Consider the following 26,898-nt stretch of genomic DNA (forward strand, 5'->3'; position numbering starts at 1 on the left):
CAGCGCGACCAGCCAGCTGATGAAGCTGCCGACGAGGAAGTACTCGGTCAGCTGGTGGATGCGCTCCTGCTCGCCGCGCGAGGACAGCTCGGGGAAGCGCAGCAGCCCCTTGGCCGCGACCACGATGGACGCGGCGGTGATCTGACCGGCGAGGGCCAGCGCCAGGATGAAGACCCGCTCCATGGGTCCGAGCAGGCGCCCACCCTTGAGCCGCACCGCGGACGGGTCGGCCTCGATCGAGCCGTGCTCGTCGGGGTCGGCCGTCCCGGTCGCGGCGAGCACGAGCCGGACGATCACGTTGCCGGTGCTCAGCTGGACGAGGAAGGCCCCCACGAGCAGCAGGGCGCGGTCGGGGTCCAGGTCGGCGAGGCCGGGGAGTCCGCTGCCCTCCAGCCACGACGCCCACCCGCCGCCGGCGGGACTCGCGGCCCCGGAGACCGCGATCGCGAGCCCGAGCCCGCCGCCGAGGACCAGCAGCGGCACCCAGACCGGGATCCGGTGGGCGAAGCCGTGCGTCACCGTCTGGCCCCACGCGACGACAAGCCCCGCGATGGCCAGCAGGGCGAGCACGTCGAGGGGCTCGGTCAGCCCCGCCAGCAGCCCGACCAGGACCGCGACGAGCGCACCGGTCGCCTCGGGGACGATGCGGACCGGCCGCACGGAGTGGGTCAGGTCGGCGACCGCGCAGCCGATCAGCAGGACGGCGATCCAGCTCATGGCATCTCCCTCGTCAGGTCGTGGGCGGCGAGGATCGCCGCCAGGCCGTCGGCGCGCACCCGCTGGGAGACCGCGGAGGGACTGATCCCGAGGTCCTCGGCGAGGTCGCGCTGCGACTCTCCGTCGARCAGACCACGCAGCACCGACACCGAGCGCTGCGACAGGCTGCCGACCAGGTGGTCGCGCAGGACGAGGGCGGCGTTGACGGCCGCCYCCTCGCCCGTCGGGGTGCCGGCATCGGGACTCGCGACGTACGCCGTGCGCAACGACCGCTCCCCGGCCCGCCGCTGTGCCTGCTCGACGCGCCGGATGGCCGCGCGTGCCGCCCACCAGCCCGGACCGTCCTCGACGCGCGGCTCCTCGCTCAGCACCTCGATGTGCCCGCGCCCGATCCCGTGGCGCACGTCGGCCTCCGGCAGCAGGGCCAGGCGCACGGCGAGGGAGGCGTGCAGGGCGTCGCCCAGGCTGGCGAAGACGCCCTGGTACTCGTCGCCGACCTGCATGCGGACCGGGGTCGGGGGCCGCAGCTCGGTGTTGACCCGGTCGAGCACCGCCGCGAAGGTGGCGTGCAGCCGGCGCCGGTCCGCGCTCGAGCGCGATCCCACCAGGTCCCCGATGAGCGTCGTCGCTGTCATGGCTTCACCTCACTGAAAAGAAGAATATCACTTCACTGACCGATGAGTGAAGTCTTGTTCTTCATTTCGCGTGGCGTCGTCCCGCTCACTCCCAGAACAGCTTCTCCACCACGGCGTGCGCCCGCCGAGTGGTGCGCAGGTAGTCGTTGAGCATGAGGTCGGACTCCCCCGGCGCGTAGCCGAGCACGGCCGCGACCGCCGCCTTCTCGCGTGCGTCCCGCGGGAGCTGCTCGGCGGGCTTGCCGCGCACCAGGGTGACCGCGTTGCGGACCCGGCTGACCAGCCGCCAGGAGGCGGCCAGCATCTCGGCGTCGTCGGCGTCGACGAGGTCGGCCGCCACCGCGGCCTCGAGGGCCTCCAGCGTCTGCGGCGTGCGCAGCCCGTCGACCTGCCCCGCGTGGCGCATCTGGAGCAGCTGGACGGTCCACTCGACGTCGGCGAGCCCGCCGCGGCCGAGCTTGAGGTGGGTGTGCGGGTCGGCACCGCGCGGCAGCCGCTCGTCGTCCACCCGGGCCTTGATGCGGCGTACCTCCACGATGTCGTCCGCGCTGATGCCGTCCTCGGGGAAGCGGAGCGGGTCGATCAGCGCGGTGAAGCGGTCGCGCAGGTTCTCGTCGCCCACGACGGCGTCGGCGCGCAGCAGCGCCTGGAACTCCCACACGTGCGACCACTTGGCGTAGTACGCGGCGTACGACTCGAGGGTCCGCACCAGCGGGCCCTGCCTGCCCTCGGGCCGTAGGTCGGCGTCGACCTCCAGCGGCGGGTCGGTCGCCGGCATCGACAGCAGCCGCCGCAGCTCCCCCACCACGCCCTGGGCGTACGACGCCGCGACCTGCGCCTCGGCGCCGGGCACCGGGTCGTGCACGAACATCACGTCGGCGTCACTGCCGTAGGACAGCTCGAAGCCGCCGTAGCGGCCCATCGCGACGACCGCCATCCGGGTCGGCTGCGCCTCGAGGGACCGCTGCACGCGCACGGACTCCATGGCCACGCGCAGCGTCGCCTCCAGGGTCGCGTCGGTGAGCCGCGACAGGCCCTTGCCGACGTCGGCGACGTCGATCTCCTCGAACAGCTCGCCACAGGCGATCCGGAACAGCTCGCGACGGCGTACGGCGCGCACCGCACGCACCGCGGCCTCGGGCTGGTCGTGGCGGCCGGCCAGCGACAGCATCTCGGAGGTGAGCGCCTCGGCGGAGAGCGGGGCGAGCGCCTCCCCGAGCATCCGGACGCCCTGCGGCTCGCGCTCGAGGAGGTCGGTGGCGTAGCGGGAGGTGCCGAGCACGACGGCCAGCCGCTGGGCGACCTGACCCTCGTCGCGCAGCATCTTGAGGTACCACGGCGAGGTCCCGAGGCTGTCGCTGATCCGTCGGAAGCCGAACAGCCCCGCGTCGGGGTCCGGGGAGTCGGCGAACCACTCGAGCATCACCGGCAGCAGCGTGCGCTGGATGTCGGAGGTGCGCGAGACCCCCGTGGTGAGGGCCTCGAGGTGCCGCAGCGCAGCCCGCGGATCGAGGTAGCCGAGCGCGGACAGCCGCTCCTGCGCGGCGTCCAGGGACAACCGGGCGTCCTGGCCCGGGAGCTTGGCGACCGCGGCGAGCAGCGGGCGGTAGAAGAGCTTCTCGTGCAGGCGACGGACCTCACGACGGTGGTAGCGCCACTGCTTGTCGAGCTGCGCGACCGGCTCGGAGTAGAGGCCCACGGAGCGCCCCAACCGGCGCAGCGCCGCCTCGTCGTCGGGCACGACGTGGGTCCGGCGCAGCTGGTGGAGCTGGATGCGGTGCTCGAGCGTGCGCAGGAAGCAGTACGCCTCGTGGAGGGACTCGCCGTCCTCGCGGCCGACGTACCCCCCACGAGTCAGCTGGTCCAGCGCGCTCAGGGTGGCGCCGGCACGCAGGCTCGGGTCGGCCCGGCCGTGCACGAGCTGGAGCAGCTGGACGGCGAACTCGACGTCGCGCAGCCCACCCGAGCCGAGCTTGAGCTGGCGCTCGGCCTCGCGGGCGGGGATGTGGTCGACGACCCGTCGGCGCATGGCCTGGACGTCGGCGACGAAGCCCGGGCGCTCGGCGGCCGACCACACCATCGGCGCGATCATCTCGACGTACTCCTCGCCCAGGGCCAGGTCGCCGGCCACCGGACGGGCCTTGAGCAGCGCCTGGAACTCCCAGGTCTTGGCCCACTTCTCGTAGTAGCCGCGGTGGCTGGCCAGCGTCCGGACCAGCGGCCCGGAGGCGCCCTCGGGGCGCAGGTTGGCGTCGACGGGCCAGATCGTGCCCTCGGCGGTGTGGTCCGAGCAGATCCGCATCAGCTGCGAGGCGAGCTGGGTGGCCGCCCGCAGGGCCTGGGACTCGTCGGCGCCCTCGCTCGGCTCGAAGACGTAGACCACGTCCACGTCGGAGACGTAGTTGAGCTCGTGGCCGCCGCACTTTCCCATCGCGACCACGGCGAAACGGGCCGTCGCGGCACTCTCGCCCACCCGTGCCCGGGCCACCGCCAGGGCGGCCTCCAGCGTCCCGGCGGCGAGGTCGGCGATCTCGGCGGCCGCGTCGTCGACACCGACGTGGTGGGCCAGGTCGCGCGCGGCCAGGCGCAGCAGGATCCGGCGGTACTCGACGCGCAGCGCGTCGACCGCCTCCGCGTCCGGGAGACCGGCGACCGGGGCGGGGTCGTGCGGGTCGGCCCCGACGGCCCGCAGCAGGGCCTCCCGCACGGCGTACGCCGCGGCCCGGGTGGTGCCGAGCGTCGGGTCGGTGAGCTCCTGCCAGTGGGCGGGGTGCCGGGCGAGGTGCGTGGCGAGGGCCGCGCTGGCCCCCAGGACCGCGCAGAGCCGCATCGCGGTGCCCTCGTCGTCGGCCACCTCGGCCAGCATCGCCTCGCGGTCCTCGACCTCGTCGGCCAGGCGCAGCAGCCCGGCCAGCGCGGCGTCGGGATCGGCCGAGGCGGCCAGGTGCGCGGTGAGGCTCACGCCGGGATCGCCCAGCCGGGCGATGCCGGCCAGGGCGACCGGACCGTCCTGGAAGCCGAGGCGGACCAGCTGTCCGGCGGTGGTCATCGGCGCGCCCCCGCCAGCTCCGCGAAGCGGTGCGCGAGGGGTCGCCACGCGGCGTCGAGCTCGTCGCGCGCCTCGTCGACCTCGGCCAGCACGGCCTCCTGGTCGAGCCCTCGCTCGAGGTGGTCGGCGCGGTCGCTCTCGGCCCAGGCCAGCACGATGTGCCCGTCGGCCTCGGGGTGCAGCTGCACGCCCCACACGCTCGGGGCGAAGCGCGCCACCTGCAGCTCGCCGGCCGCCGACTCGGCGAGCGCGACCATCCCCTCGGGAGCCCGGGTGACGACGTCGTTGTTCCACTGGATGCCCCGGGCCCCGGTGAGGTGCGCGGTGAGCGGGTCGTCGCCGCGGGCGTCGGTCCAGCCGGTGGCCAGGACGCCGACGGCCTGGCCGAGCGGGTTGGGTCGCACCTCGCCGCCGAGGGCGACCGCGATGACCTGGTGGCCCAGGCAGATGCCGAGGGTGGGCAGCCCGACCGTGGCCGCCTCGCGCACCAGCTCCTTGAGAGGCCTCAACCACGGCACGGTGGCGTCGTCGTTGGCGCCCATCTCACCGCCGAGCACCAGCAGCGCGTCGTACGACGCCAGCGCGGGCAGGACGTCGCCGGCCCACGGCCGGCACACCTCCAGCACGGCCCCGGTCTCCTCCAGCCACACCCCGACGAGGGCGGGCGGGCAGGAGGCCTGGTGCTCGATGACGAGGATGCGCGGGTTCACGACATCACCCTCCCCCACGTGGACTCCTGCCACGTGGCCAACAGGCCGACGACGGTCGCCGCGGTCAGCGACAGGCCCGCCAGGTCACCGCGTCGGCGGGTGAGCGCCCAGGCGGTCGCGAGCAGCCCGACGCCGGCGAGGAGGAGCGGCGTGGCCAGGACCCAGGCGCGCTCGTCCTCCTCCCAGCGGTAGAGCACGGCGGAGGACTCCAGGACGCCGACACCGGCGGCGAGCCAGGTGAGGCCGAGGGCGGCGGCGACCACCGCCGCGACGAGGCCCAGCGCCCGGACGCGGAGACCGATCCACCACGGAGCGGCGAGACCGAGCAGCACCTCGGCGACCCCGACGACCAGGCCGACCCGGTAGACCTGCGCGGACGCGCCCTGCCACTGCCAGTAGGAGCCGCCCCGCCAGGAGGTCCAGGCCAGGAAGGCTCCGGACAGCGCCAGGCCGACACCCACGACGACGGCCACCCGGCGCGACGGTGGGGGGTCCGCGGTCCCCGCGGGGACCCGGGGCAGTCCCGCCGCCACGAGCGCGCAGGCGCCGGCCAGCGCGCTCAGCCCGACGTACCACTCCGCCGGTTCGTGGTCGGGGAAGCCGCTCCACGCGACCGCGGCGACCAGGAGTGCGAGCCCGCCGGACACGAGCCCCGTGCGGCGGGGGCGGACGAAGCCCGCGCCGAGCACGGCGACCAGCAGCGACGCCGGGACCGCCACCGCCAGCACGTAGGCCAGCACCGGCACCCAGCCCGCGACGGGCTCGGCACCGAGCGTCGGGTCGGCGCGCTCGCGCACCGACTCGGCCGCCACCGCGATCCACATCGGCGCCTGCACGAGCAGCGTCCAGACCGCCGCCCACGCGAGCCAGTCGCGAAGCCTGGTCATCTCGGCCTCGTCATCGGGGTGCTCAGAGCACCGGCAGCATCATGTCCCGCTCGTACGCGGAGACCTGGGTGCGGTACTCGTCCCACTCCGCGCGCTTGTTGCGCAGGAAGAAGTCGTAGACGTGCTCGCCCAGCGTCTCGGCGAGCAGCTCGGAGTCCTCGGCGATGCTGATCGCCTCGGCCAGGTTCTTGGGCAGCGGCGCGATGCCGAGCGCCCGGCGCTCGCGCTCGGTGAGCGACCAGACGTCGTCCTCGGCCTCGCGGGGCAGCTCGTAGCCCTCCTCGATGCCCTTCATGCCGGCGGCGAGGATCACCGCGAAGGCGAGGTAGGGGTTGCTGGCGGCGTCGATGGTGCGCAGCTCGACGCGCGTCGACTGCCCCTTGTTGGGCTTGTACATCGGCACCCGGATCATCGCGGAGCGGTTGTTGTGGCCCCAGCAGATGTACGACGGCGCTTCGCCGCCACCGAGCAGCCGCTTGTAGGAGTTGACCCACTGGTTGGTGACGCAGCTGATCTCGCTGGCGTGGCGCAGGATGCCGGCGATGAACTGCCGCCCGGTGCGGGAGAGCTGGTACTCCGCGCCGGCCTCGAAGAAGGCGTTGCGGTCACCCTCGAAGAGGCTCACGTGCGTGTGCATCCCCGAGCCGGGGTGGGTGGTGAAGGGCTTGGGCATGAAGGAGGCCCAGATGCCCTGGCTCAGCGCCACCTCCCGCACCACGGTGCGGAAGGTCATGATGTTGTCGGCCGTGCTGAGCGCGTCTGCGTAGCGCAGGTCGATCTCCTGCTGGCCCGGGCCGCCCTCGTGGTGGCTGAACTCAACCGAGATGCCCATCGCCTCGAGCATCGAGATGGCCTCGCGCCGGAAGTCCGAGCCGCGCGACTGCGCGGTGTGGTCGAAGTAGCCGCTGCGGTCGACCGGGATCGGGTCGGCCCCGGCGACCGGGGAGTCCTTGAAGAGGTAGAACTCGATCTCGGGGTGCGTGTAGAACGTGAAGCCCTTGTCGGCGGCGATGCTCAGCGTGCGCTTGAGGACGTGCCGCGGGTCGGCGTACGACGGGCTGCCGTCGGGCATCACGATGTCGCAGAACATCCGCCCCGTCGACGGGGTCTCACCGCGCCACGGCAGGATCTGGAACGTCGACGCGTCCGGCTTGGCCAGCATGTCGGCCTCGTAGACGCGGGCGAAGCCCTCGATGGCCGAGCCGTCGAAGCCGATGCCCTCGTCGAAGGCGCCCTCGAGCTCGGCCGGCGCGACCGACACGGACTTGAGGAAGCCGAGCACGTCGGTGAACCACAGCCGCACGAACCGGACGTCACGCTCCTCGAGAGCGCGGAGTACGAAGTCTTCTTGCTTGCCCATGCGGGCAACTATGTCGCATCCCCCTCAGCCGCAGATGTTCACGTCCTGCGAGCCGAGCACGCCGTCCCAGGCCTGCCGCATCGGGCGCAGCCACGGCTGCGTGGTCGACACGTAGGCGATGCTGCCCGCGACCGGCTCCTTCACCCCCTGGACCTCGACCTCCTCGACCACCAGCGGCAGGGTGAGGCTGCGCCGCCGGGTCCCGTCCCAGCAGGCCGAGGCCCTCTGCTCGGTGACCGCCTGCTCGAGGGTGACCTCGTCGCCCACCGACTCCCCGGCGTAGCGGAACGCGACGTTCGTGACGTAGCCGGTGTGCCCCTCCCACGGCGCGACGACCGTCGCCGACAGCCCGTGCGTACGCCGCGCCAGCGGCCGGAAGGTCACCGAGCCGCCCTCGACCGTGCGGGCCCGGGAGACCCACACCTTCGGGACGGCGGGAGCCTCGGCGTCGAGCGCGTGGACGAGCTGGACGGTGCAGCCCTCGCAGCCGTCGACCTCGAAGGTCAGCGCCGTGCGCTTCGGTGCCTGCGCCCCGAAGGCTCCAGCGCCCGCACCGGGGGCCGCGGTGGCCGCGGAGCCGGGAGCCGCGAGTCCGGCCACCAGGCCGGTGGTGGCGAGCGCGAGGGCGAGGGTGAGGGGGCGTCGTACGGTCATGGCGAGTCCTGTCGTCCGGGGTGGTCGAACGGAAGACGCACGCCGACGTCGGTTGGTTGCGACGGTGGTCGCACCACCCGGCAGCGCTAGCCGAGCGGGCCCACCGGACGGGCGTTGACGGCGGTCCTCGCGTGCGTCTCGGACCCGCTGACCGGCGGGGCGGGGACGGGCGGGCAGCGCACGTCGGCGCGGTCCCCCGACCGGCGTCGTGGCAGCGCTCCGGTGGCCAGGTAGGCGGCGATCCGATCGTCCACGCACCCGACGCCGCTGAGGCTGCCGGCGTGGGTGGTGCCGCGCACGCCCTCGAGGAGCACCGCCCCGGTGAAGCGACGTCGCACCTCGTAGGCGCCGTCGATCGGGGTGGCGCCGTCGAAGGTCTCGTTGATGAGCAGCGCCGACCTGGTCGAGGTGGCCACCTCGAACGGGGCGGGGGCCTGGGGGGCCGGCCACGTGCGGCACGGCGCGTTGAACCAGCCGTTGGGCCAGGTGAGGAACGGGTGCCGGCGGTCCTGTCGCTCGTTGTCGCCGAGCAGCACGGCCAGGTCCGTCGGCCAGGGCGCTTCGGTGCACACCGTCGCGAGGTAGGTGGCGTAGGAGTTGTCGCTCCCCGGGGTCGTCGGGTTGAAGGACAGGTAGGACCTGCGGGCGAGGTGGGCGGTGCCGTGGGTGACGATCTCCGACAGCGCGTCGGCGACCTCGGGCCAGAGGAAGGTCGCGTAGCCCGCCCCCAGTGCCACGTCGGAGAGCTCCGCGGCCCCGACCTCGTCGATGGGCCTGCGGGCCAGGCGGCGCAGCACGCGGTAGTAGGTCCGCTCCACGGCGGCAGCGGTCCGCCCGAGGCGCAGGTCGGCATGACCGCGCGCGGCCCAGCGCCAGAAGCCCCTCATCGACCTCTCGAAGGCGACGTTCTGGGCCTGGTTGGCGGCGTACCACACGTCGCGCGGGTCGACCACCCCGTCGAGCACGAGCTTGTCGAGGCGGTCGGGGTGCAGCGTCGCGTAGACCTGCGCGATGTAGGTGCCGTACGAGAAGCCGTAGAAGCTGACCCGGTCGACGCCGAGGGCCTCGCGCAGCACCTCGAAGTCGGCGACGACGTCGGTCGTCCTCAGGTGCGGCAGCAGGGCTGCCGCGGCCGAGGAGCCGCACGCGGCGGCGTACGCCTCACTGCGGGTCACCCAGGCGTCGAGGATCGCGTCGGTCGTCGGGTCGTACGGCGGTCGGGTGCCGATCTTGTTGATCCGCCGGTCGCAGGTGAGGGCCGGCCTGCTCTCACCGACGCCTCGCGGGTCCACGCCGATCCAGTCGTAGGTGCGGGCGACCGTGCCGGGGACGAACTGGCCGTAGCCGGCCAGATAGGTGCCGCTGCCCCCCGGGCCGCCCGGGTTGGTGAACAGCACGCCCCGGTCCGTGGGGCCGCGGTGCTTCACCCGCGAGACCGCCAGCTCGATGGTCGGCCCCGTCGGGTCCGCGTGGTCCAGTGGGACGGTGAGCATGCCGCAGCGCGCACCGGCCTTGCGGAGGAAGCTGTCCTTGCACCGCCCCCAGTCGATGGGCCGGGCCGCGAAGGCTGGTGCCGCCGTGACGGTGTGCGCCGTCGGGACGTCGGTGCCCGGTGCGGCCGTCGCGACAGGGACACCGAGCAGTGCGGCACCCAGCGCGAGCGTGGCGCCGGTGACGAGGATGCGCATGGACATGGTCCCCCCAGTGCTCGAGCGACGCAGTGGCGTCGCTCGCATCGTCCCAGCGGGACGCGGCGTCGTGCATCGTCGATGTGGGGGCTATTCGGGCAGCGTGCGGCCGTCGGGGACGCGGGCCAGCTCGGTGAGCCAGGCCGCGGCGCTGGCGTCGCTCGGCATCCGCCAGTCCCCGCGCGGGCTCATCGTCCCGCCCGAGCTGACCTTGGGTCCGTTGGGCAGGGCGGATCGCTTGAACTGGTTGGCGAAGAAGCGCTTCACGAACACCTCGAGCCAGTGCCGCACCGTCGCCAGGTCGTAGGCGACGTGCGCGTCCGCGGGGAAGCCGGGCGGCCACTCCCCCGCCTCCGCGTCGCGCCAGGCGTGCCAGGCCAGGAAGGCGATCCTGCTGGGGCGGTAGCCACGGCGTACGACGTGGAAGAGCGTGAAGTCCTGGAGGTTGTAGGGCCCGACCGAGTCCTCGGTGGCCTGCGGCTTCTTGCCGTCCTCGACCGGGATCAGCTCGGGGGTGATCTCCTGCTCGAGGATCTCGCCGAGCACCTGGTTGGTGTCCTCGTCGAACTCGCCGTGCGAGATGACCCAGCGGATCAGGTGCTGCACGAGCGTCTTGGGCACGCCCGCGTTGACCGTGTAGTGCGACATCTGGTCGCCGACGCCGTAGGTGCACCAGCCGAGCGCGAGCTCGCTGAGGTCGCCGGTGCCCACGACGATGCCGCCGCGGTGGTTGGCGAGCCGGAAGAGGTAGTCGTAGCGCAGCCCGGCCTGGACGTTCTCGAAGGTGACGTCGTAGACCTTCTCGCCGTCGGCGTAGGGGTGGCCGAGGTCCTCGAGCATCTGCTCGGCCGCCGGCCGGATGTCGATCTCCTCGAACGTCACTCCGAGCGCGTTGCTGAGCCGGGTGGCGTACGACTTGGTGGTCGCGCCGGTCGCGAAGCCCGGCATCGTGAAGGCGTGGATGTCGGTGCGCGGGCGGCCGAGGCGGTCCATCGCCTTGGCGGCGACGATCAGCGCGTGGGTGGAGTCGAGGCCGCCGCTGACGCCGATGACCGCCTTGGGTGCACCGATGGCCGTGATCCGGCGCTCGAGGCCGGACACCTGGATGTTGTAGGCCTCGTAGCAGTCGAGCGCGAGCCGCTCGGGGTCGTCGGGCACGAAGGGGAAGCGGTCGACCTTGCGCCGCAGCCCGATGTCGCCGGTGGGCGGCTCGAGGTCGAACTCGACGACCCGGAACTCCGTCTCCCCCGCCCCCCGCCGGTTGTCGTCGAAGCTGCCCTGCCGCAGCCGTTCCTGGCGCAGCCGGTCGAGGTCGACGTCCGCGACGGTGTGCACCGCGCTCGCGGGGAACCGCTCCCCCTCGGCCAACAGGTCGCCGCACTCGTAGACCATCGTCTGGCCGTCCCAGCTGAGGTCGGTGGTCGACTCACCCTGGCCCGCGGCCGCGAAGACGTACGCCGCCGAGCAGCGCGCGCTCGCGCTGCGCACCAGGAGCCGGCGGTCCTCGGCGCGACCCACGGTGATGGGGCTGCCGCTGAGGTTGGCCAGCACGGTGGCCCCGGCGAGCGCCGCCTCCGCGCTCGGCGGGACCGGGACCCACATGTCCTCGCAGATCTCCACGTGCAGGTCGAGGCCGGTCAGGTCGGTGGCACGGAAGATGAGGTCGGGCCCGAACGGCACCTCGTCGTCGTTGACCTCGATGTACTCGCCGTGGGTGTCGTCGCCGGGTGCGAACCACCGCCGCTCGTAGAACTCGCGGTAGTTGGGCAGGTAGGACTTGGGCGCGACCCCGAGGACCTCGCCGCGGTGGATGACCACGGCGCAGTTGTAGACCCGGTTGCCGCGCGCGAGCGGGGCCCCCACCACGAGGACCGGCAGCAGGTCGACACTGGCCGAGACGATGGCGTCGATCGCGCGTCGTACGCCGTCCAGCAGGACGTCCTGGAGGAACAGGTCGTCGATGGAGTACCCGCTCAGCCCCAGCTCGGGGAACACGGCCACGGCCACGTGCTCCTCGTGCGCCCGCCGCGCCTCCTCGATGACCCGCTCGGCGTTGGCCGCCGGATCCGCGATGGCGACCGGCACGGTGATGGCCGCGACCCGCGCGAAGCCCTGGGCGTAGGCGGAGTAGAAGTCCACGCGCCTCACTCTAGGGTCGGCCACCCCCACCAATCCGGTTGACGCCCCTCCTAGCGTTTCCGGCATGGAGCTCTCGCCCTGCGTCACCGACGCCGACTACGAGGACTGGCGCTCGGTCCGGATCGCCGTGCTGCCGTACGAGCGGTGCAGCACCATCGAGGAGCTCCGCGCCCAGGACTCCCCCGACCGCCTGCTGCTCGTAGCCCGCGACGGCGGCACTGTGACGGGCTCCGGCCTGGCCGGCCGGGCCGACTCGACCGACGCGGCCTTCGCCGCGCCGCGCGTGCACCCGGACCACCGCCGTCGCGGCGTCGGCACCGCGATCCTCGCGGCCCTGGCCGAGCACTGCACCGACCTCGGCCTGCCCACCGTCCGCGCCAAGGTCGACGACGAGGAGTCGCTCGTGTTCGCGCAGCGGTTCGGCTTCGCCGAGGTGGACCGGGAGGTCGAGCAGGTGCGCGCGGTCGACGACGAGCCCGCACCCCCTCCGCCCCCGCCCGGCGTGGAGGTCGTCCTGGGCGCCGAGCGACCGGGCCTGTGGGAGCAGTCCTTCGAGACGTTCGGGAGGGAGGCACTCGCCGGGTTCGCCGTCGACACCCCGCTCGAGGTCACTCCCGAGCGGTGGGCCACCGCCTGGCTGGGCGACCCGATGTTCCTCGCGCTCCACGAAGGTGAGGTGGTCGGCTGTGCCGGGCTCCTCCTCGACACCGACCGGCCCACCCGCGCCGAGAACGCCCTGACCGCCGTACGCGGCGACTGGCGCGGCCGCGGCCTCGCCGTCCACCTCAAGCTCCGCACCCTGGAGTGGGCGGCGGCCCACGGCCTCGACGAGGTCTACACCTGGACCCAGACCGGCAACGGGGCCATGCGCAGCCTCAACGCCCGGCTCGGCTACACCACCCGCACGACCAGCATCACCGTGTCGCGCGCGCTGCCGCTGTCCTGACGGCGCCGTCCACAGCTCCGGGGCCGGGGGTTTGAGCCGACGTGGCCCGCGGAACAAGGGGGTCATGGCCTCGCTCCCTCCCGACCCCGCCCTGGTGGACCCGATGATGCGTGAGCTGCGCGAGCGGCATCCCGACGTCGACATCGTCCTGCTGCCCCCGGTGCAGCCCCTCGACGAGCCGGCGGCCACGGCCGCCCAGTGCCAGGCCCGCATGCAGCACGCCGACAAGGTGCTGGCGACCCTCGGCGAGCGACTCGGGCGCGAGCCCACCGCGCGGGCGGACTACTGGTGGAGCCAGGACCACCCGGACGTTCGTCGCTGGGTCACCTCCGCGGCGTACGGCGACCTGGACGAGGAGGGCCCCGTCCCCCTGCTGCGCCGGCTGGCCAACACGCTCGTCCACCTCGGCTGGGAGCCCCGACCCGCCGCCGACGGGAGTCCCCGGGTGCGCGGGCTCGCCGGCCCCTTCGAGCTCGTCGCCGAGGCCACCGAGGACGCGGTGTCCGTCACGATCACCAGCGACCCGCTGCACGTCCCGGCCGAGCTGCTCGCCGAGCTCCGGTCCCGGCACGGGGTGGACGCATGAGCCTCTACGTCTACCTGGAGGCCCTGACCCGTTCGGCCACCTCGTGGGAGGACCAGGGCGAGGTCGTGCGCGGTGGTCGCAAGTCCCTCGGGGAGGTCGACGCGTCCCTCCTCGGCGCCCGGGTCCAGCCCGCCGCCCAGGCGTTCATCGACGCCTGGATGACGGAGATCAAGCGCCTCGAGGACGCTGCCGGCAACCACGCCGACGCCCTCCGGGACGCCTCGCTCCTCTTCCAGCAGTCCGACCAGGACGTCGTTGAGCGCAGCCAGAAGCTGATGTCGTGGACCGACCGCAACGTCTCGCCGACGGTCGGCCCCTGATGACGACGATCACGGTGCCCGCGCACGTCGCGGAGATCGCCGAGATGGACGCCACCGCCGCCGCGTCGGCCGTGACCACGGGCCTGCGCTCGACCGGCACGACGATGTCGGACGTCGCCGAGTGGATGACCGCGCACGGCGCTCCCGACGACTGGACCGGCGACGCCGCCGAGGCGGCCGACCACGCGATGACCGGCTACGCCCGGGACACGTCTGCGGCCACGGCGGCGTTCACCCGCGTGGCCGCCGCCTGCGACACCTACGTCGACCGGATCGTGGAGCTCACCGCCGCACGCACCCGGCTGGAGTCCCGGCGCACCCGTCTCAACCAGGACATCGACGCGCTGCGGACCAGGATCGAGAGCTCCACGACCGACGACGTCGCAGCCCTCGAGGCCGAGTCCGACGCGCTCCAGGGCCGGGGCGACCGGCTCGTCGAGGACATCGTCGGGTTCTGGGAGGACGTCACCGACGCCGAGGACCGGATGGTCGCCGCGTTCCAGGCCGTCGACACCACTGGCGAGGGGGCCGACGCCGCCGACCGCGACACGACCGACATCGGTGCCCTGCGCAGCGAGCTCACCGCCCTCGGCGGCGACGCGGACTCGATCAACGAGTGGTGGAAGGGGCTCACCCGCGCCGAGCAGGAGGCGCTGAGGATCAGCGACCCCGACCTCGTCGGCAACACCAACGGCATCCCGACCGGCGACCGCGACGAGGCCAATCGCACGTCGCTGGACCGCGACCTCGACCGCCTCAACGCCAAGCAGGACGCCGGCGAGGACCTCAGCGACGCCGAGCAGCGGCTGCTCGATCGGGCCGAGGCCGCCCAGGAGTCGCTCGGCATCCCTGCGGCCGAAGGCCGGGCGGACGTCGACGTCAACCTGATCGTCTACCGGCCGGGCGCCTTCGGCGGCGACGGTGCGGTGGCGGTCGGCTACGGCGACCCGGACACCGCCGACAACACGGCCGTCATCGTCCCGGGCATCACCAACGACGGCACCACGATCCCCGGCAACGCCAAGGACGCCTACACGCTCTACCAGCAGGCCATCCGGAACGGCGAGTCCGCCGCCACCATCGCGTGGATGGGCTACGACGCCCCCAGCTGGAACCCGGAGAACGCCCTCGACTGGCCCGGGGACGGGCTCGACATGGGCAGCGTCGTCCGCGAGGACAAGGCCATCGAGGGAGGGGCGGGCCTGGCCGACTTCGTCGACGGCCTGCGCGCCACCGACGAGGGCGACCGCTCCCACCTCTCCGTGATCGGCCACAGCTACGGCTCGACGACCGCGGCGCACGGCGCACACGACCACGGCCTCGATGCCGACTCGCTCACCCTCATCGGCAGCCCGGGGGCCGGTGGCGACGACGTCAACAGCGTCGGCGACCTCGGCATGCCCGAGGGCAAGGTGTATGTCGGCGCCGCCGACAACGACTTCGTCACCTGGCTCGGACGCGACGGCGACCTCGGGATGGGCAAGGACCCTGCCCAGGCCGACTTCGGGGCCACCGTCTTCCCGGTGGCACCGGGCGAGGAGTTCCACGCCGACAGCCTCGGCCAGGGCGTCGAGAACCACACGTCCTACTTCAACCCCGAGACCAACCAGCAGTCGCTCGACAACCTCGCGGCCATCGTCCGGGGCGACGAGCCGGAGGTCACCGGGGGCCGCACCCAGGACGCCAACGACATGGCGCTCTCCTGGGGCAAGGACGAGGTGGTTCACCAGGTGGAGAAGGAGATCGAGGAGGGCCGCCAGGAGATCGAGGACGCCTACAACGGCGGCAAGGACTGGGTCGGCGACCGGGTCGACGACTTCAAGGGCATGTGGCCGTGAGGCCAACGGCGACAGGGGCCGTGATGCCTAGGGTGACCGTCATGACGCGCATCGTTCTCGGGCTGGCCGTCCTCCTGCTGGTGTCGGCGTGCTCCTCCGACGCCGGCTCCGGAGACGCTGGTGGTTCCGGCGACTCTCCCGACGCCCAGGCGGTCAAGGCCGAGATGGACGCCGAGGCCGAGGCCGTGCTGCCCGACCTCGTCGACCGGCTCGGCGGGCGTCTCGACGGCATGCAGGCCGCCTTCTCCGAGCGTGGTGGGTTCGGCATCTGGGACTACACCGCCAGCGGCACCCTGGTCCAGCCGTCGGGCACCATGACGCAGTCGCTCACCGGTGTCGGGGAGGTGCTCGAGGAGCACGACTACTCAGTCGTGACCGACGACGCCCAGAAGCGCGTCACCGGGACCAAGGGCAACGTGTCCGTCATCGTCGAGGCCTCGCTCCTCACCGACGAGAAGCAGGGGTCGGGGCTCAACGTCAGGATGGGTGCCAGCGGCATCAGTGACGGCGACGACTTCGCCGAGAGCGCACCGCCGGAGGACTACCTGGCCTACGTCGGCTGACGGACCGACCGGCGTGACGGTCGCCACAGCGCCACCGGCACCGGGCCGCACTAGCCTGAGTGGTGGTCCGTGGACTCCATCGGGGAGCTGCGAGATGTCATGAGGAGAGCACCATGAGCGACGAGACGGCGCCGTACGGCACCGGAGCCCCGCAGGCGGCGGCCCCGGTCAAGAAGGTCCGCACCCATCACCTGAGGGAGATGAAGGAGCGCGGCGAGAAGATCACCATGCTCACGGCCTACGACATGTACACCGCGGCGACCTTCGACGAGGCCGGCATCGACCTGCTGCTCGTCGGTGACTCCGCGTCCAACAACGTCTACGGCAACGAGACCTCTCTGCCCGTGACCGTCGACGAGCTCCTCCCCCTCACCCGCGCCGTGGCCCGCAGCGTCAGCCGCGCGATGGTCGTCGGCGACCTGCCCTTCGGCAGCTACCAGGCCAGCCCCGAGCAGGGCTACCTCACCGCGGTCCGCTTCATGAAGGAGGCGGGCGCRCACGCCGTCAAGCTCGAGGGCGGCGCCGAGATGGCCCCCGTCATCGAGCGGTGCACGCGGGGCGGCATCCCGGTCATGGCCCACATCGGCTTCACCCCGCAGAGCGAGCACACCCTCGGGGGCTACCGCGTGCAGGGCCGCGGCGAGACCGCCGACCGGGTCCTCGCCGACGCCCGCGCGGTGCAGGAGGCCGGCGCCTTCGCCGTGGTCATGGAGATGGTGCCCGGCGACGTCGCCGAGCAGGTGAGCAAGGAGCTCCTCATCCCGACCATCGGCATCGGGGCGGGCAGCGGTTGCGACGGCCAGGTCCTCGTCTGGCAGGACGCCTTCGGCCTGCGGACCGGTCGGATGGCCCGTTTCGTGAAGCAGTACGCCGATGTCCACAGCGTGCTGCTCGACGCGGCGCGCGCCTACGCCGACGACGTGCGCGGCGGGACCTTCCCCGGACCCGAGCACACGTTCTGAGGATCCGGCACAGGGTCTCGCCGCCATGCCCGCCGCGTAGCGTCGGCGCCATGACCTCCCGACGCCGCGACCGGGCCGCCGTCCTCATGCTTCCGGCCGTCCTCGCCCTCGCGGGCCTCGCCCCGGTCGCGTCCGCGCGGGCCAACGAGGCCGCGGGCAGCCTCACGTCGGTCCTGGTGGATGCGCCCGAGCCCCGGGTCGGGGCACCCGCGCTGCGGGTGCGGACCGTGGTCGACGGGCTGGTCAACCCCTGGGACGTGCAGCCCCTCGGCGGCGGCCGGCTCCTGGTCACCGAGCGCGACCGGGCCCGGCTCAGCGTCGTGCGCAAGGGCCACCGACGTACGGTCCGCTTCCCCAGCGACAAGGTCTGGGTCAGCGGCGAGACCGGGCTCATGTCGCTCGCCGTCGACCCCGCCTTTGAGCGCACCCGTCGCTTCTGGACCTGTCAGGGGTGGCAGACCAGCGACGGGCACGACGTCCGCGTCTCCCTCTGGAGGTTGAGCGACGACGCCCGTCGGGCCAGCCTGGTGCGCCACGTGGTGACCGGACTGCCGAGCACGAGCGGGCGACACGGGGGTTGCCGCCTGCTGCTCGACGCCGGCTCCCGGGCGCTGTACATCGGCACCGGCGACGCCGCCGACCCCGCCAACCCGCGTGACCTCGCCTCGCTCGGCGGCAAGGTCCTGCGGGTGCAGCGGCGGACCGGCCGGGCGATGCCGGACAACCCGTACGCCGACGCGGCCGACCGCAGGCAGCGGCTGGTCCTCACCTCCGGACACCGCAACGTGCAGGGCCTCGCCCAACGCCCCTCCGACGGCTCCGTGGTCAGCGTGGAGCACGGCTCCTACCGCGACGACGAGGTCAACCCCCTGTCCCCCGGCGCCGACTTCGGCTGGAACCCCGGTCCCGGCTACGACGAGAGCGTCCCGATGACCGACCAGGCGCTCCCCGGCAAGCAGACCGAGGCGATCTGGAGCTCGGGTGATCCGACGATCGCCACCTCCGGCGCCGCGTGGGTGGAGGGTCGCGACTGGGGTGCCTACGCCGGCACCCTCGCCGTCGCCGCACTCAAGGGCGAGGAGGTGCTGTTCCTGGGCTTCGAAGACGACCTCGTCCTGCAGCGGACCTGGACACCCCAGGCCCTCCAGCGCTTCGGGCGGCTGCGCTCGGTGACGCGGCTCGCCGCCGGGGACCTCCTGGTCACGACCAGCAACGGCGCCGACGACCGGGTGCTGCGCGTCTCACCGCGCTGACCGACGCGCCCCCACGTCAGCGTGGCCTCCCTCCCGCGGCGGGGCCGACGCCTAGGGTCGGCGCATGCGTCGCGCTCGCCTGATCGCCGTCCTCGTGGCTCTGGCCGTCACCGCGCTCGCCGGCCCCGGGACCGCGCGGGCGGAGGATCCGGATGCGCTGCCCCTGCTGCGGGTACGTCGGCTCGACCACGGCTTCCGGTTCCCGTGGGACGTGCAGCAGCTGCCGTCCGGAGCGCTGCTGGTCACCGAGCGCAACCGCGCGATGCTGCACCTGCTGGCGCAGGGCCGGCACCGCCGCATCGAGTTCCCCAGCGACGACGTCTGGGTCGCCGCCGAGACCGGCCTCATGTCGCTCGCGGTGGATCCCGACTTCGCGAGCAACCGGCGCATCTACACCTGCCAGGGGGCCACCACCGACATCGGGCACGAGGTCCGGGTCGTCGCCTGGAAGCTGGTCCGAGGCAAGGCCCGTCACCCCCAGACGCTGCTCGCCGGCATTCCCGCTCTCGACGGAGGGCACGGGGGCTGCCGCCTGTTGATCGACCGGCGCGACGGCGCGCTGTGGGTCGGGACGGGTGACGGTCGGATCGTCGGCAACGCCCACGACATCGACACCCTCGGCGGCAAGGTGCTGCGCCTGGACCGCTCCACCGGAGCACCCTGGCCCACGAACCCGTGGTACGCCGACGGCGGCAACCGGGCGTACGTCTTCTCGTTCGGCCACCGCAACGTGCAGGGCCTGGCCCAGCGCGAGGACGGCTCGGTCTGGTCGGTCGAGCACGGCACGTACCGCGACGACGAGGTCAACCTGCAGCGATCCGGCGGGGACTACGGCTGGGACCCCCGTGGGGAGTACAACGACAGCTACCCCATGACCGACCACACCCTTCCCGGCCCGCAGATCGACGCCCGCTGGTCATCGGGTGCTCCGACGCTCGCCACCTCGGGGGCGGCCTGGGTGAGCGGCGAGCAGTGGGGCGCCCTCGACGGCACCCTGGCGGTCGCCGCGCTCAAGGCGAGCCGCCTGCTGTTCATGACCTTCGACCGGACCGGCCACCTGCTCGGGGTCGAAACCCCGACACCCACGACGCGGTTCGGGCGGCTGCGGTCGGTGACTCCTGCGTCCAACGGCGACCTGCTCGTCACCACCTCCAACGGAGGCATCGACCACGTCCTGCGCGTCTCCCCGCGCTGAGCATCAGGCCCAGTCGAGCCACCGGGCGCCGGCCAGCACGACGGCGAACCACGTCACCGCGAGCAGCACGGGCAGGACGAGGACGGCGCGCGGCCGGCGTACGAACCAGCGACAACCCTGCACCAGCGCGCCCGTCCAGGCGACCAGCAGCAGGCCGGTCACCCACCACGGGGCGTCGACCACCGTGGGGGTGGTCGCGATCAGGAAGAAGACCGCCGCGAGCCCGATCATCCCGGCGAACGCCCAGGGAGAGGCGGCCTCGCGGCGGACGGGCGTCGGCCCGGTCAGTGCCCGCTCACTCAGTTGTCGGGGGTGCCGTCGGTGAGGCCGTCACCCGAGCCGGGACCGTCCTCGTTCCACTGGGGATCGTTGTCCCACTCCTCGTTGCGCTCCTCGACCTTCTCCAGCGCCCGGCCGGCCTCCGCGGCGGAGGCGTAGGGGCCGAGCCGGTCCGCGTTCTTGCAGCCGTCGTGGCCCTCGACCGTCTTGTGCTTCAGGCAGTACCAGTACTCCGAGTCGCTCATGCTCGAGAAACTACACTCGCCCTCGTGCCATCCCTAGCTCCTGCGGCGATCTCGCCGCGTCGTGCCGTGCCCGCCTCCATCCCCCGTCCGGAGTACGTCGACCGACCGGCGCCCACGCCGTTCGAGGGCAGCGAGGTCAAGGACGCCGAGACGATCGAGCGGATGCGGGTCGCGTGCCGGTTGGCGGCGCAGGCCCGCGAGCTCGTGGGCCGGCACGTCGTCCCGGGTGTCACGACCGACGAGCTCGACCGGATCGGCCACGAGTTCCTGTGCGACCACGGCGCCTACCCGTCGACCCTCGGCTACCGCGGCTTCCCCAAGTCGCTGTGCTCCAGCGTCAACGAGGTCGTCTGCCACGGCATCCCCGACGCCCGCGTGGTCGAGGACGGCGACATCGTCAACATCGACATCACCGCCTTCGTCGGCGGCGTGCACGGCGACACCAACGCGACCTTCCTCGCCGGCGACGTCGACGAGGAGTCGCGGAGGCTCGTCGAGCACACCCGCGAGGCCCTGGACCGCGCGATCCGGGCGGTTCAGCCAGGCCGTCGCATCAACGTCATCGGCCGCGTCATCGAGGCCTACGCCAAGCGCTTCGGCTACGGCGTGGTCCGCGAGTTCACCGGCCACGGCATCGGCACCTCCTTCCACAGCGGCCTGGTCGTGCCGCACTACGACGACCCGCGCTTCGACGACGAGATGCGGGTCGGCATGACGTTCACCATCGAGCCGATGCTCAACCTGGGCACCCACGAGTGGGAGATGTGGGACGACGGGTGGACCGCGGTGACCCGCGACCGCCGCCGCAGCGCCCAGTTCGAGCACACACTGCTGGTCACGCCGTCCGGCGCCGAGGTCCTGACCCTCCCGTAGTCCACGCAGCCGGAGTTGACGCGGCCGTAACACGCGTACCCCTAGGGTGGCTCGCCATGGACTCGATGTTCCACGGCTACCCCGGCGGGAGCGGACCGGCGTACGACGAGATGTTCGACGCCGCCACCATGCGACCGGCGTACGAGCAGTTCCGTTCGACGCTCGACACCATGACGATGGCCGAGCTCGCGACCCGGGTGGAGGCGCTGCAGGCCAGCTACCTCGACCAGGGCGTGACGTTCGACATCGGCGGCGAGGAGCGGGCCTTCCCGCTCGACATCCTGCCGCGAGTGATCGAGCAGGACTCCTGGTCGACCATCGAGCGCGGCGTCCAGCAACGGGTGCGCGCCCTCGAGGCGTTTCTCGCCGACGTGTACGACGCCGGGCAGGTCTTCACCGACCGGGTCATCCCCCGCCGCGTCATCGCCACGTCGTCGCACTTCCACCGCGCCGCCGCGAGCGTCCGCCCGCCCAACGGGGTCCGGGTCCACGTCAGCGGCATCGACCTGATCCGGGACAACGACGGCGAGTTCCGCGTCCTCGAGGACAACGTCCGCGTGCCGTCCGGGGTCTCCTACGTGATGACCAACCGACGCGCCATCGCCTCGGCGCTCCCGGAGACCTTCGCCCACCACCGGATCCGCCCGGTCGCCGGCTACCCGCAGCGGCTGCTGGCTGCCCTGCGTGCAGCGGCCCCGGCCGGCGTCGCCGACCCGACGGTCGTGGTCCTCACGCCGGGAGTCTTCAACGGCGCGTACTTCGAGCACGCACTGCTGGCCCGCACCATGGGCGTCGAGCTGGTGGAGGGCCGCGACCTCGAGTGCCGCCGGGGGCGCGTGATGATGCGCACCACCCGCGGACCCGAGCCCGTGCACGTGATCTACCGCCGCGTCGACGACGAGTTCCTCGACCCGGTGCACTTCCGAGGCGACTCCCTGCTCGGCTGCCCCGGCCTCATCGATGCGGCCCGCTCGGGACAGGTCGTGCTGGCCAACGCGGTCGGCAACGGGGTGGCCGACGACAAGCTCGTCTACACCTACGTCCCGGAGCTCATCCGCTACTACCTCGACGAGGAGCCGGTGCTGCGCAACGTCGACACGTGGCGCCTCGGTGACGCGGACGCCCGCGAGGAGGTGATGGACCGCCTCGACGAGCTCGTCGTCAAGCCGGTCGACGGCTCCGGCGGCAAGGGCATCGTCATCGGCCCGGCCGCGTCCCGTGCCGAGCTCGACGTGCTGCGCGACAAGGTGATGGCCGAGCCGCGCAACTGGATCGCTCAGCCGGTCGTCCAGCTCTCGACGGTCCCGACCTTCGTCGACGGCAGGCTCGGCCCGCGGCACGTCGACCTGCGCCCCTTCGCCGTCAACGACGGGTCCAAGGTGTGGGTGCTGCCCGGCGGACTGACCCGGGTCGCGCTCCCGGAGGGCGAGCTCATCGTCAACTCCTCGCGCGGGGGCGGCTCCAAGGACACCTGGGTGCTGGCCGGCCCCACGGTCGCGCCGGTCCGCGAGGAGGTCGTGGTCGAGGCCACCCCGGCCGAGCCGCCCAGCAGCGGGCCGGCCATCACCGACCTCACCGGGGCCGCCGCGCAGCAGGAGCAGCAACAACAGTCACGCGACCACGACCACGACCAGGACGGGGCGGGTGAGGACGCATGCTGAGCCGCATCGCGGAGTCGATGTTCTGGATCGGTCGCTACGTCGAGCGCGCCGAGGACACCGCGCGGATCCTCGACGTCCAGACCCAGCTGCTGCTCGAGGACACCTCGGGGTCGGAGGAGACCACCTGCCGCAACCTGCTGGCCATCATGGGCGTCGAGTTCGACCCCGACGCCCGCGTCGACACCCGGCTGGTGCTCGAGCAGCTCGCCTACGACAGCAGCGCCCCCGCCTCCGTGGCCGCGGTCCTCGCCGCCGCCCGCGAGAGTGCGCGGCGCGCCCGCGAGACCTTGTCGGTGGCCATGTGGGAGGCCCTCAACACCACCCACCGCAGCGTCGTGACGGGCCAGTTCCGTGCGGCCGGGCCGGCCACCGGTTTCCGCTGGGTGCGCGACCGCGCCGCCCTCATCAACGGCGCCGCCGACGCCACCATGACGCGCGATGAGGGCTGGCAGTTCCTCATGCTGGGCCGCTGCCTCGAGCGGGCCGACATGACCTCCCGCCTCGTCGCCACGGCGGCGTACGCCGGGGGCATCGGCTCGCCGTGGACCAACACGCTGCGTGCCTGCGGTGGCTACGAGGCGTTCCTGCGCACCTACAAGGGCGCGGAGACCGAGCGCGGGGCCGCCGAGTTCCTGTTGCTCGACCGGCTCTTTCCGCGCTCGGTCGTCTTCTCCCTCAATCGCGCCGAGCAGTGCCTCGACCACCTCGACGCCGGCGGCCGTGCCGGGGTCCAGAACGACGCGATGCGGCTCATCGGCCGCACGCGAGCCGACCTGGAGTACCGCTCGTTGAGCGACGTCGTGGCCGACCTGCCGGGTGAGATGGAGAAGCTCCAGCGCACCTGTGCGCTGGCCACCGAGGCGGTGACCCGGCGGTTCTTCGCCGGGTCCGAGGGCACCAACTGGCAAGGAGGGCGGGTCTGATGCAGCTCCGGATCATCCACACGACCGGCTTCGAGTACGACGGCAAGGCGCTCGCGTCGTACAACCAGGCGCGGATGACGCCACTCACCGCACCCGGCCAGATCGTGGTGCACAACCGCCTGGTGGTGAGCCCGACGCCGTGGTCGGCGAGCTACCGCGACTACTTCGGCAACGAGGTGACCTCGTTCGAGGTCCTCGACCCGCACGACTCGATGACGATCACCGCGACGTCGACCGTGCACACCGAGCGCGCGCCCTCACCGGGTCCGGTCCTGTCCTGGGAGGAGATCGCCGACCCCGAGCTGACCGACCGGTGGACGGAGTACCTCGAGCTCCCGGGTCTCGTCGCCCCGCCCCAGGACGTCGCCCATGCCGCCCGCGAGATCGCCGACGCGAGCGCGACCCCGGGCGAGGCGGCCCGTACGGTGTGCGACCACGTCCACCGGCAGGTGGCCTACATCCCCGGCACCACCGACGTCGCCACCCCGGCGGCCGAGGCGTGGGCCCAGCGCTCGGGGGTGTGCCAGGACATGGCCCACCTCGTCATCGGCGCGCTGCGCAGCATCGGCGTCCCGACCCGGTACGTCTCCGGCTACCTCCACCCCCGGGCCGATGCCGCCGTGGGCGAGACGGTCCAGGGCGAGTCGCACGCCTGGGTCGAGTGGTGGGACGACGGCTGGCAGGGATTCGACCCGACCAACGACCTCGAGCCGGGTGACCGTTGGGTCGTGGTGGCCACGGGTCGCGACTACCTCGACGTCCGACCGCTGCACGGCCTCTTCCACGGGGCCGGCACGTCGTCGGTGTTCGTCGAGGTCGCCGTCACCCGACTGGCCTGAGCCCGCCCCGCTCTGTCATGCTCGACCCAGCGAATGGGCTGGCCGGGCGACCGCGTTCCCCTCACGGGGACCGAGGAAGGTCCGGGCTCCACAGGGCAGGGTGATGGCCAACAGCCATCCGGGGCAACCCGCGGGACAGTGCCACAGAGAACAGACCGCCTCTCCCCACGGGGAGCGGCAAGGGTGAAACGGTGGTGCAAGAGACCACCAGCGCTCCGGGTGACCGGAGCGGCTAGGTAAACCCCACCCGGAGCAAGATCGAGCAGTGTGTGACCGAGGGCGGCCCGCCCGAGCACACGGGTAGATCGCTCGAGGGAGTCGGCAACGGCTCTCCTAGATGGATGGTCGCCCCGCCTTCGGGCGGACAGAACCCGGCCTACAGGCCAGCCCATTCGCCACAGGCCCCTGACCTGCGGGTTTGCGGCATCCGTCACGCAGATTTGGCGCCTCGGTCCGTGGCTGGTCCGTGAAAGCTCCCGGGAACGGCATCGACGGCCTCGCGGCTCCGGTCGTCGCTGTCGGGCCACAGGTGGGCGTAATAGAGTCCGGCTGTACTGGGCCGGTGGACTTGGTTGGACGCCACAGCTCGGCGTAGGCCCGCACAGTCTCCTTGTCGGCCTTCGGGTCCACGTACATGCCGGTCACTTCGTCGAGCCAGCGCTGCGCGTCGACCTTGGCGGCGAACGCCTTGGTGAGCTCACGGCTGCTGTCCGATGCGAGCCAGACGGCCTGCCAGCGTCAACCGCGGCCGTACCGGTCGGTGTGGGTCTTGACACCGTCCTTGACGACGTGCCAGCGCTCAGCGACGTTCGCCACGGCTGATCCCCTTCCTGGTGGTCTTCCTGGTGGTCTTGCTGGTGGTCTTCTTGGCCGGCGGCCTCCCGGTCTCCACCACCAGCGTTGCTGTATCGCTGGCGACTTGGCTGGCACCCACGCCAGCGAACGCTTTCCCAGGAGATGCAGTGACGCTCTCCGTAGGCAACTTCACCAAGGTGCCGAGGGCCTTCGCGAGGCTGCCTTCTCCCCGTTGCTGAGTGGAGCGGCTCCTGTGGCGATCATGGCCCTCGGCCTGCTCGTCATCCTCCTCGTGTGCCTCGTTCTCGGCGCCTTGGCCGTCCTCCTGATCATGCGTATCCGCAAGAGCGGTGGCGAATCGAGCTCGGGGAGCTCACACACGACCTGAGGCAGGATTACCTTCGAGCAGTCTTGGCGCCCAAAGGACGATCTCCCGCCCGGCCCGGGCGAGTGGGTTGTGACTGACCGCGCCGGGGGGTATGGACCGCTTCGCAGACTGGGACGACGTGCGGGACTGACACTCAGCCCAGGAACATCCGAATCTGCCTCGGTGGGGGCGGCTACGCTCGTGCTAAGAGGTCGGAGCCCCTCGCGACTCTTGCCCCCGGCGATAGGAGATCAATCGATGGCTTACGTCCTTGGAGCGCTCGCGGCCCTCGCTGCCGGACTCGCCTTCATCTGGATGATGCAGAGGCGCGCATAGCGATCTGACATGAGGTTTCAGGCCTCATGGAGCATCCGCATCTGTCGCGATTCGCGCGTCCGCTCGTGCCGATGTTCGGTAGTGCATTTGCCTGGGTGCGTCGCTGTTGCTAGGAGGTCCGTCTACGTCAGGCGGCGCCACAGCCACCGCAGGCCCCACAGGAGGCCGATGGCTGCCGCCACGCCGAGGCCGATCAGCCAGGAGATGTCGCGGTGATCGGGAGTCAAGACGTCGCCGAAGTCGTGCGTCAGCTGCTGGGACGACGTGCCGTCGAGGTCGGGCACGAGGTCGACGGCCAGGCTCAGCTCCGCGACGTCCGGGACCTGGCGCATGACAATGCGGTAGGTCCACTCCGACCGGGGTTGGTCCGGAGAGGTGAGTAGGGCGAGGTGACGTCCCTCGACGTAGCTGCCGGTAGGCCCGTCGACCTGGGCGAGCACGAGGTTGTTGGTGGCCCACCCGAGCGGACTCACCTGCGCCACGCCCGTCGGGTAGAGCTCGCGGTCCAGACGGCGGTCGACGACCTCTCCTCTTTCGGTCACGAAGGGCACGGCGCGGGTGGTGCTCGTGGCTCCGACCACCGTCAAGACCCCGGTGGGCTGACGGCTGGCCGCCGTGCCCGGGTCGCCGCCCGGCAGGTCACGGGCCAACGGGGCGGACGAGCCGCCGCCACCGCCGAAGCCTGGGTCGAGCACCCACCCCTCGGCGCGGTCCTCACTCACCAGCGTCAACCACCCGCTGTCGTTGACCGAGACCGCAGCGGTCCTCGCTCCGCGACCGGCCCCCTTCAGTGCCGACTGGTCGCCCGTGCGACCGTCCACCAATCCGATCGCGCCGTGGGTCCCGACCTCGCTGTCCGCGTCGGAGGTCGGCCGGAGCGTGCGTCCCCACCAGGCCAGCTGCGAGCTGTCCGCCGACCACCCGAGGGTGGACACCGCGACGGGCGAGCCAAGGAACGCGTCAAAAGCGGGGATCCGTCGTACGTCGCCCGAGACCAGGTCGACGATCGCCGAGCCGGACTCCACGGCGCCGTCGCCGACCCGCGACGGCACCTGGTACGCGTAGGCCAGCATGGTGC

General features: G+C 72.4%; 24 protein-coding genes and 1 other RNA gene. 13 read left to right on the forward strand and 12 right to left on the reverse strand.

The window, feature by feature from the left end:
• From AC1DQF_RS15165 to AC1DQF_RS15205, 9 genes are all read right to left on the reverse strand, one after another.
• Positions 1–717 (reverse strand): hypothetical protein (locus tag AC1DQF_RS15165; RefSeq protein WP_477526052.1); only part of this gene is annotated, 717 nt, incomplete at its 3' end.
• Positions 714–1,352 carry a SatD family protein gene (locus AC1DQF_RS15170; RefSeq protein ID WP_477526053.1) on the reverse strand — a complete coding sequence of 213 codons (639 nt, stop codon included), beginning with the start codon at positions 1,350–1,352 and terminating at the stop codon, positions 714–716. The genes AC1DQF_RS15170 and AC1DQF_RS15165, both read right to left, overlap by 4 nt.
• Positions 1,353–1,437: 85 nt before the next feature.
• Positions 1,438–4,401 carry a bifunctional [glutamine synthetase] adenylyltransferase/[glutamine synthetase]-adenylyl-L-tyrosine phosphorylase gene (locus AC1DQF_RS15175; protein WP_477526054.1) on the reverse strand — a complete coding sequence of 988 codons (2,964 nt, stop codon included), beginning with the start codon at positions 4,399–4,401 and terminating at the stop codon, positions 1,438–1,440.
• Positions 4,398–5,111 (reverse strand): type 1 glutamine amidotransferase, encoded by a 714-nt coding sequence (locus AC1DQF_RS15180; RefSeq protein WP_477526055.1) that lies wholly within the window; start codon positions 5,109–5,111, stop codon positions 4,398–4,400. The genes AC1DQF_RS15175 and AC1DQF_RS15180 overlap by 4 nt, the downstream gene beginning before the upstream one ends.
• Positions 5,108–5,998, reverse strand: coding sequence for a hypothetical protein (locus AC1DQF_RS15185; RefSeq protein WP_477526056.1), 891 nt, complete (start codon positions 5,996–5,998; stop codon positions 5,108–5,110). The genes AC1DQF_RS15180 and AC1DQF_RS15185 overlap by 4 nt, the downstream gene beginning before the upstream one ends.
• A 22-nt stretch (positions 5,999–6,020) precedes the next feature.
• On the reverse strand, positions 6,021–7,358 hold the full coding sequence (locus AC1DQF_RS15190; RefSeq protein ID WP_477526057.1) for a glutamine synthetase family protein: 1,338 nt from the start codon (positions 7,356–7,358) through the stop codon (positions 6,021–6,023).
• Between the two features lie 24 nt (positions 7,359–7,382).
• A complete protein-coding gene (locus tag AC1DQF_RS15195; protein ID WP_477526058.1) occupies positions 7,383–8,012 on the reverse strand; it encodes a hypothetical protein in 630 nt (209 codons plus the stop codon).
• Between the two features lie 86 nt (positions 8,013–8,098).
• The gene (locus AC1DQF_RS15200) at positions 8,099–9,700 is read right to left on the reverse strand and encodes an alpha/beta fold hydrolase (protein ID WP_477526059.1); all 1,602 of its coding nucleotides are present in this window, start codon (positions 9,698–9,700) and stop codon (positions 8,099–8,101) included.
• A gap of 90 nt (positions 9,701–9,790) precedes the next feature.
• Positions 9,791–11,905, reverse strand: a complete 2,115-nt coding sequence (locus AC1DQF_RS15205) for an NAD(+) synthase (protein WP_477526060.1) — start codon at positions 11,903–11,905, stop codon at positions 9,791–9,793.
• On the opposite strand from AC1DQF_RS15205, the gene AC1DQF_RS15210 reads away from it, so the two are divergent.
• From AC1DQF_RS15210 to AC1DQF_RS15245, 8 genes are all read left to right on the forward strand, one after another.
• On the forward strand, positions 11,904–12,785 hold the full coding sequence (locus AC1DQF_RS15210) for a GNAT family N-acetyltransferase (RefSeq protein WP_477526061.1): 882 nt from the start codon (positions 11,904–11,906) through the stop codon (positions 12,783–12,785). The genes AC1DQF_RS15205 and AC1DQF_RS15210 overlap by 2 nt on opposite strands.
• Positions 12,786–12,849: 64 nt before the next feature.
• Positions 12,850–13,371, forward strand: a complete 522-nt coding sequence (locus AC1DQF_RS15215; protein ID WP_477526062.1) for a hypothetical protein — start codon at positions 12,850–12,852, stop codon at positions 13,369–13,371.
• Positions 13,368–13,691: a hypothetical protein gene (locus AC1DQF_RS15220; RefSeq protein ID WP_477526063.1), complete on the forward strand. Its 324-nt coding sequence runs from the start codon at positions 13,368–13,370 to the stop codon at positions 13,689–13,691. The genes AC1DQF_RS15215 and AC1DQF_RS15220 overlap by 4 nt, the downstream gene beginning before the upstream one ends.
• Entirely contained in the window at positions 13,691–15,529 is a 1,839-nt protein-coding gene (locus AC1DQF_RS15225) for an alpha/beta hydrolase (protein WP_477526064.1), read from the forward strand. The genes AC1DQF_RS15220 and AC1DQF_RS15225 overlap by 1 nt, the downstream gene beginning before the upstream one ends.
• Positions 15,530–15,570: 41 nt before the next feature.
• Positions 15,571–16,092, forward strand: coding sequence for a hypothetical protein (locus tag AC1DQF_RS15230; RefSeq protein WP_477526065.1), 522 nt, complete (start codon positions 15,571–15,573; stop codon positions 16,090–16,092).
• Positions 16,093–16,205: 113 nt separating this feature from the next.
• Positions 16,206–17,054 (forward strand): 3-methyl-2-oxobutanoate hydroxymethyltransferase, encoded by an 849-nt coding sequence (panB, locus tag AC1DQF_RS15235; RefSeq protein WP_477526066.1) that lies wholly within the window; start codon positions 16,206–16,208, stop codon positions 17,052–17,054.
• A 50-nt stretch (positions 17,055–17,104) separates the two neighbouring features.
• On the forward strand, positions 17,105–18,307 hold the full coding sequence (locus AC1DQF_RS15240) for a PQQ-dependent sugar dehydrogenase (RefSeq protein ID WP_477526067.1): 1,203 nt from the start codon (positions 17,105–17,107) through the stop codon (positions 18,305–18,307).
• 64 nt (positions 18,308–18,371) lie between these two features.
• A complete protein-coding gene (locus tag AC1DQF_RS15245) occupies positions 18,372–19,502 on the forward strand; it encodes a PQQ-dependent sugar dehydrogenase (protein WP_477526068.1) in 1,131 nt (376 codons plus the stop codon).
• A 3-nt stretch (positions 19,503–19,505) separates the two neighbouring features.
• Here the strand turns inward: AC1DQF_RS15245 and AC1DQF_RS15250 are convergent, their stop codons facing one another.
• Together AC1DQF_RS15250 and AC1DQF_RS15255 are read right to left on the reverse strand one after the other, a co-directional pair.
• Complete coding sequence (locus AC1DQF_RS15250; protein WP_477526069.1) at positions 19,506–19,733, reverse strand: hypothetical protein; 228 nt, start codon at positions 19,731–19,733, stop codon at positions 19,506–19,508.
• Between the two features lie 68 nt (positions 19,734–19,801).
• Positions 19,802–20,026 carry a hypothetical protein gene (locus AC1DQF_RS15255; protein WP_477526070.1) on the reverse strand — a complete coding sequence of 75 codons (225 nt, stop codon included), beginning with the start codon at positions 20,024–20,026 and terminating at the stop codon, positions 19,802–19,804.
• A 24-nt stretch (positions 20,027–20,050) separates the two neighbouring features.
• On the opposite strand from AC1DQF_RS15255, the gene map reads away from it, so the two are divergent.
• From map to rnpB, 5 genes are all read left to right on the forward strand, one after another.
• A complete protein-coding gene (gene map, locus AC1DQF_RS15260) occupies positions 20,051–20,899 on the forward strand; it encodes a type I methionyl aminopeptidase (RefSeq protein WP_477526071.1) in 849 nt (282 codons plus the stop codon).
• Between the two features lie 56 nt (positions 20,900–20,955).
• Entirely contained in the window at positions 20,956–22,560 is a 1,605-nt protein-coding gene (locus tag AC1DQF_RS15265) for a circularly permuted type 2 ATP-grasp protein (RefSeq protein WP_477526072.1), read from the forward strand.
• Positions 22,554–23,483 (forward strand): alpha-E domain-containing protein, encoded by a 930-nt coding sequence (locus AC1DQF_RS15270; RefSeq protein WP_477526073.1) that lies wholly within the window; start codon positions 22,554–22,556, stop codon positions 23,481–23,483. Before AC1DQF_RS15265 ends, AC1DQF_RS15270 begins: the two co-directional genes overlap by 7 nt.
• On the forward strand, positions 23,483–24,322 hold the full coding sequence (locus tag AC1DQF_RS15275) for a transglutaminase family protein (RefSeq protein WP_477526074.1): 840 nt from the start codon (positions 23,483–23,485) through the stop codon (positions 24,320–24,322). Before AC1DQF_RS15270 ends, AC1DQF_RS15275 begins: the two co-directional genes overlap by 1 nt.
• Before the next feature lie 34 nt (positions 24,323–24,356).
• An RNA gene (rnpB, locus tag AC1DQF_RS15280) (RNase P RNA component class A) lies at positions 24,357–24,717 on the forward strand.
• Positions 24,718–25,942: 1,225 nt separating this feature from the next.
• Here rnpB and AC1DQF_RS15285 read toward each other — a convergent pair.
• Positions 25,943–26,898: hypothetical protein (locus AC1DQF_RS15285; RefSeq protein ID WP_477526075.1), on the reverse strand; the 956-nt coding region annotated here is incomplete at its 5' end.

It is taken from the genome of Nocardioides sp. P4_G4 (genome assembly GCF_056401085.1).

Coding starts and splice junctions, on each gene's coding strand:
- AC1DQF_RS15175 (WP_477526054.1), bottom strand. CDS start 4,401: ATGACCACCGCCGGACAGCTGGTCCGCCTCGGCTTCCAGGACGGTCCG.
- AC1DQF_RS15185 (WP_477526056.1), bottom strand. CDS start 5,998: ATGACCAGGCTTCGCGACTGGCTCGCGTGGGCGGCGGTCTGGACGCTG.
- AC1DQF_RS15190 (WP_477526057.1), bottom strand. CDS start 7,358: ATGGGCAAGCAAGAAGACTTCGTACTCCGCGCTCTCGAGGAGCGTGAC.
- AC1DQF_RS15195 (WP_477526058.1), bottom strand. CDS start 8,012: ATGACCGTACGACGCCCCCTCACCCTCGCCCTCGCGCTCGCCACCACC.
- AC1DQF_RS15200 (WP_477526059.1), bottom strand. CDS start 9,700: ATGCGCATCCTCGTCACCGGCGCCACGCTCGCGCTGGGTGCCGCACTG.
- AC1DQF_RS15210 (WP_477526061.1), top strand. CDS start 11,904: ATGGAGCTCTCGCCCTGCGTCACCGACGCCGACTACGAGGACTGGCGC.
- AC1DQF_RS15205 (WP_477526060.1), bottom strand. CDS start 11,905: ATGCCGGAAACGCTAGGAGGGGCGTCAACCGGATTGGTGGGGGTGGCC.
- AC1DQF_RS15215 (WP_477526062.1), top strand. CDS start 12,850: ATGGCCTCGCTCCCTCCCGACCCCGCCCTGGTGGACCCGATGATGCGT.
- AC1DQF_RS15220 (WP_477526063.1), top strand. CDS start 13,368: ATGAGCCTCTACGTCTACCTGGAGGCCCTGACCCGTTCGGCCACCTCG.
- AC1DQF_RS15225 (WP_477526064.1), top strand. CDS start 13,691: ATGACGACGATCACGGTGCCCGCGCACGTCGCGGAGATCGCCGAGATG.
- AC1DQF_RS15230 (WP_477526065.1), top strand. CDS start 15,571: ATGACGCGCATCGTTCTCGGGCTGGCCGTCCTCCTGCTGGTGTCGGCG.
- AC1DQF_RS15240 (WP_477526067.1), top strand. CDS start 17,105: ATGACCTCCCGACGCCGCGACCGGGCCGCCGTCCTCATGCTTCCGGCC.
- AC1DQF_RS15245 (WP_477526068.1), top strand. CDS start 18,372: ATGCGTCGCGCTCGCCTGATCGCCGTCCTCGTGGCTCTGGCCGTCACC.
- AC1DQF_RS15250 (WP_477526069.1), bottom strand. CDS start 19,733: ATGATCGGGCTCGCGGCGGTCTTCTTCCTGATCGCGACCACCCCCACG.
- AC1DQF_RS15255 (WP_477526070.1), bottom strand. CDS start 20,026: ATGAGCGACTCGGAGTACTGGTACTGCCTGAAGCACAAGACGGTCGAG.
- AC1DQF_RS15265 (WP_477526072.1), top strand. CDS start 20,956: ATGGACTCGATGTTCCACGGCTACCCCGGCGGGAGCGGACCGGCGTAC.
- AC1DQF_RS15270 (WP_477526073.1), top strand. CDS start 22,554: ATGCTGAGCCGCATCGCGGAGTCGATGTTCTGGATCGGTCGCTACGTC.
- AC1DQF_RS15275 (WP_477526074.1), top strand. CDS start 23,483: ATGCAGCTCCGGATCATCCACACGACCGGCTTCGAGTACGACGGCAAG.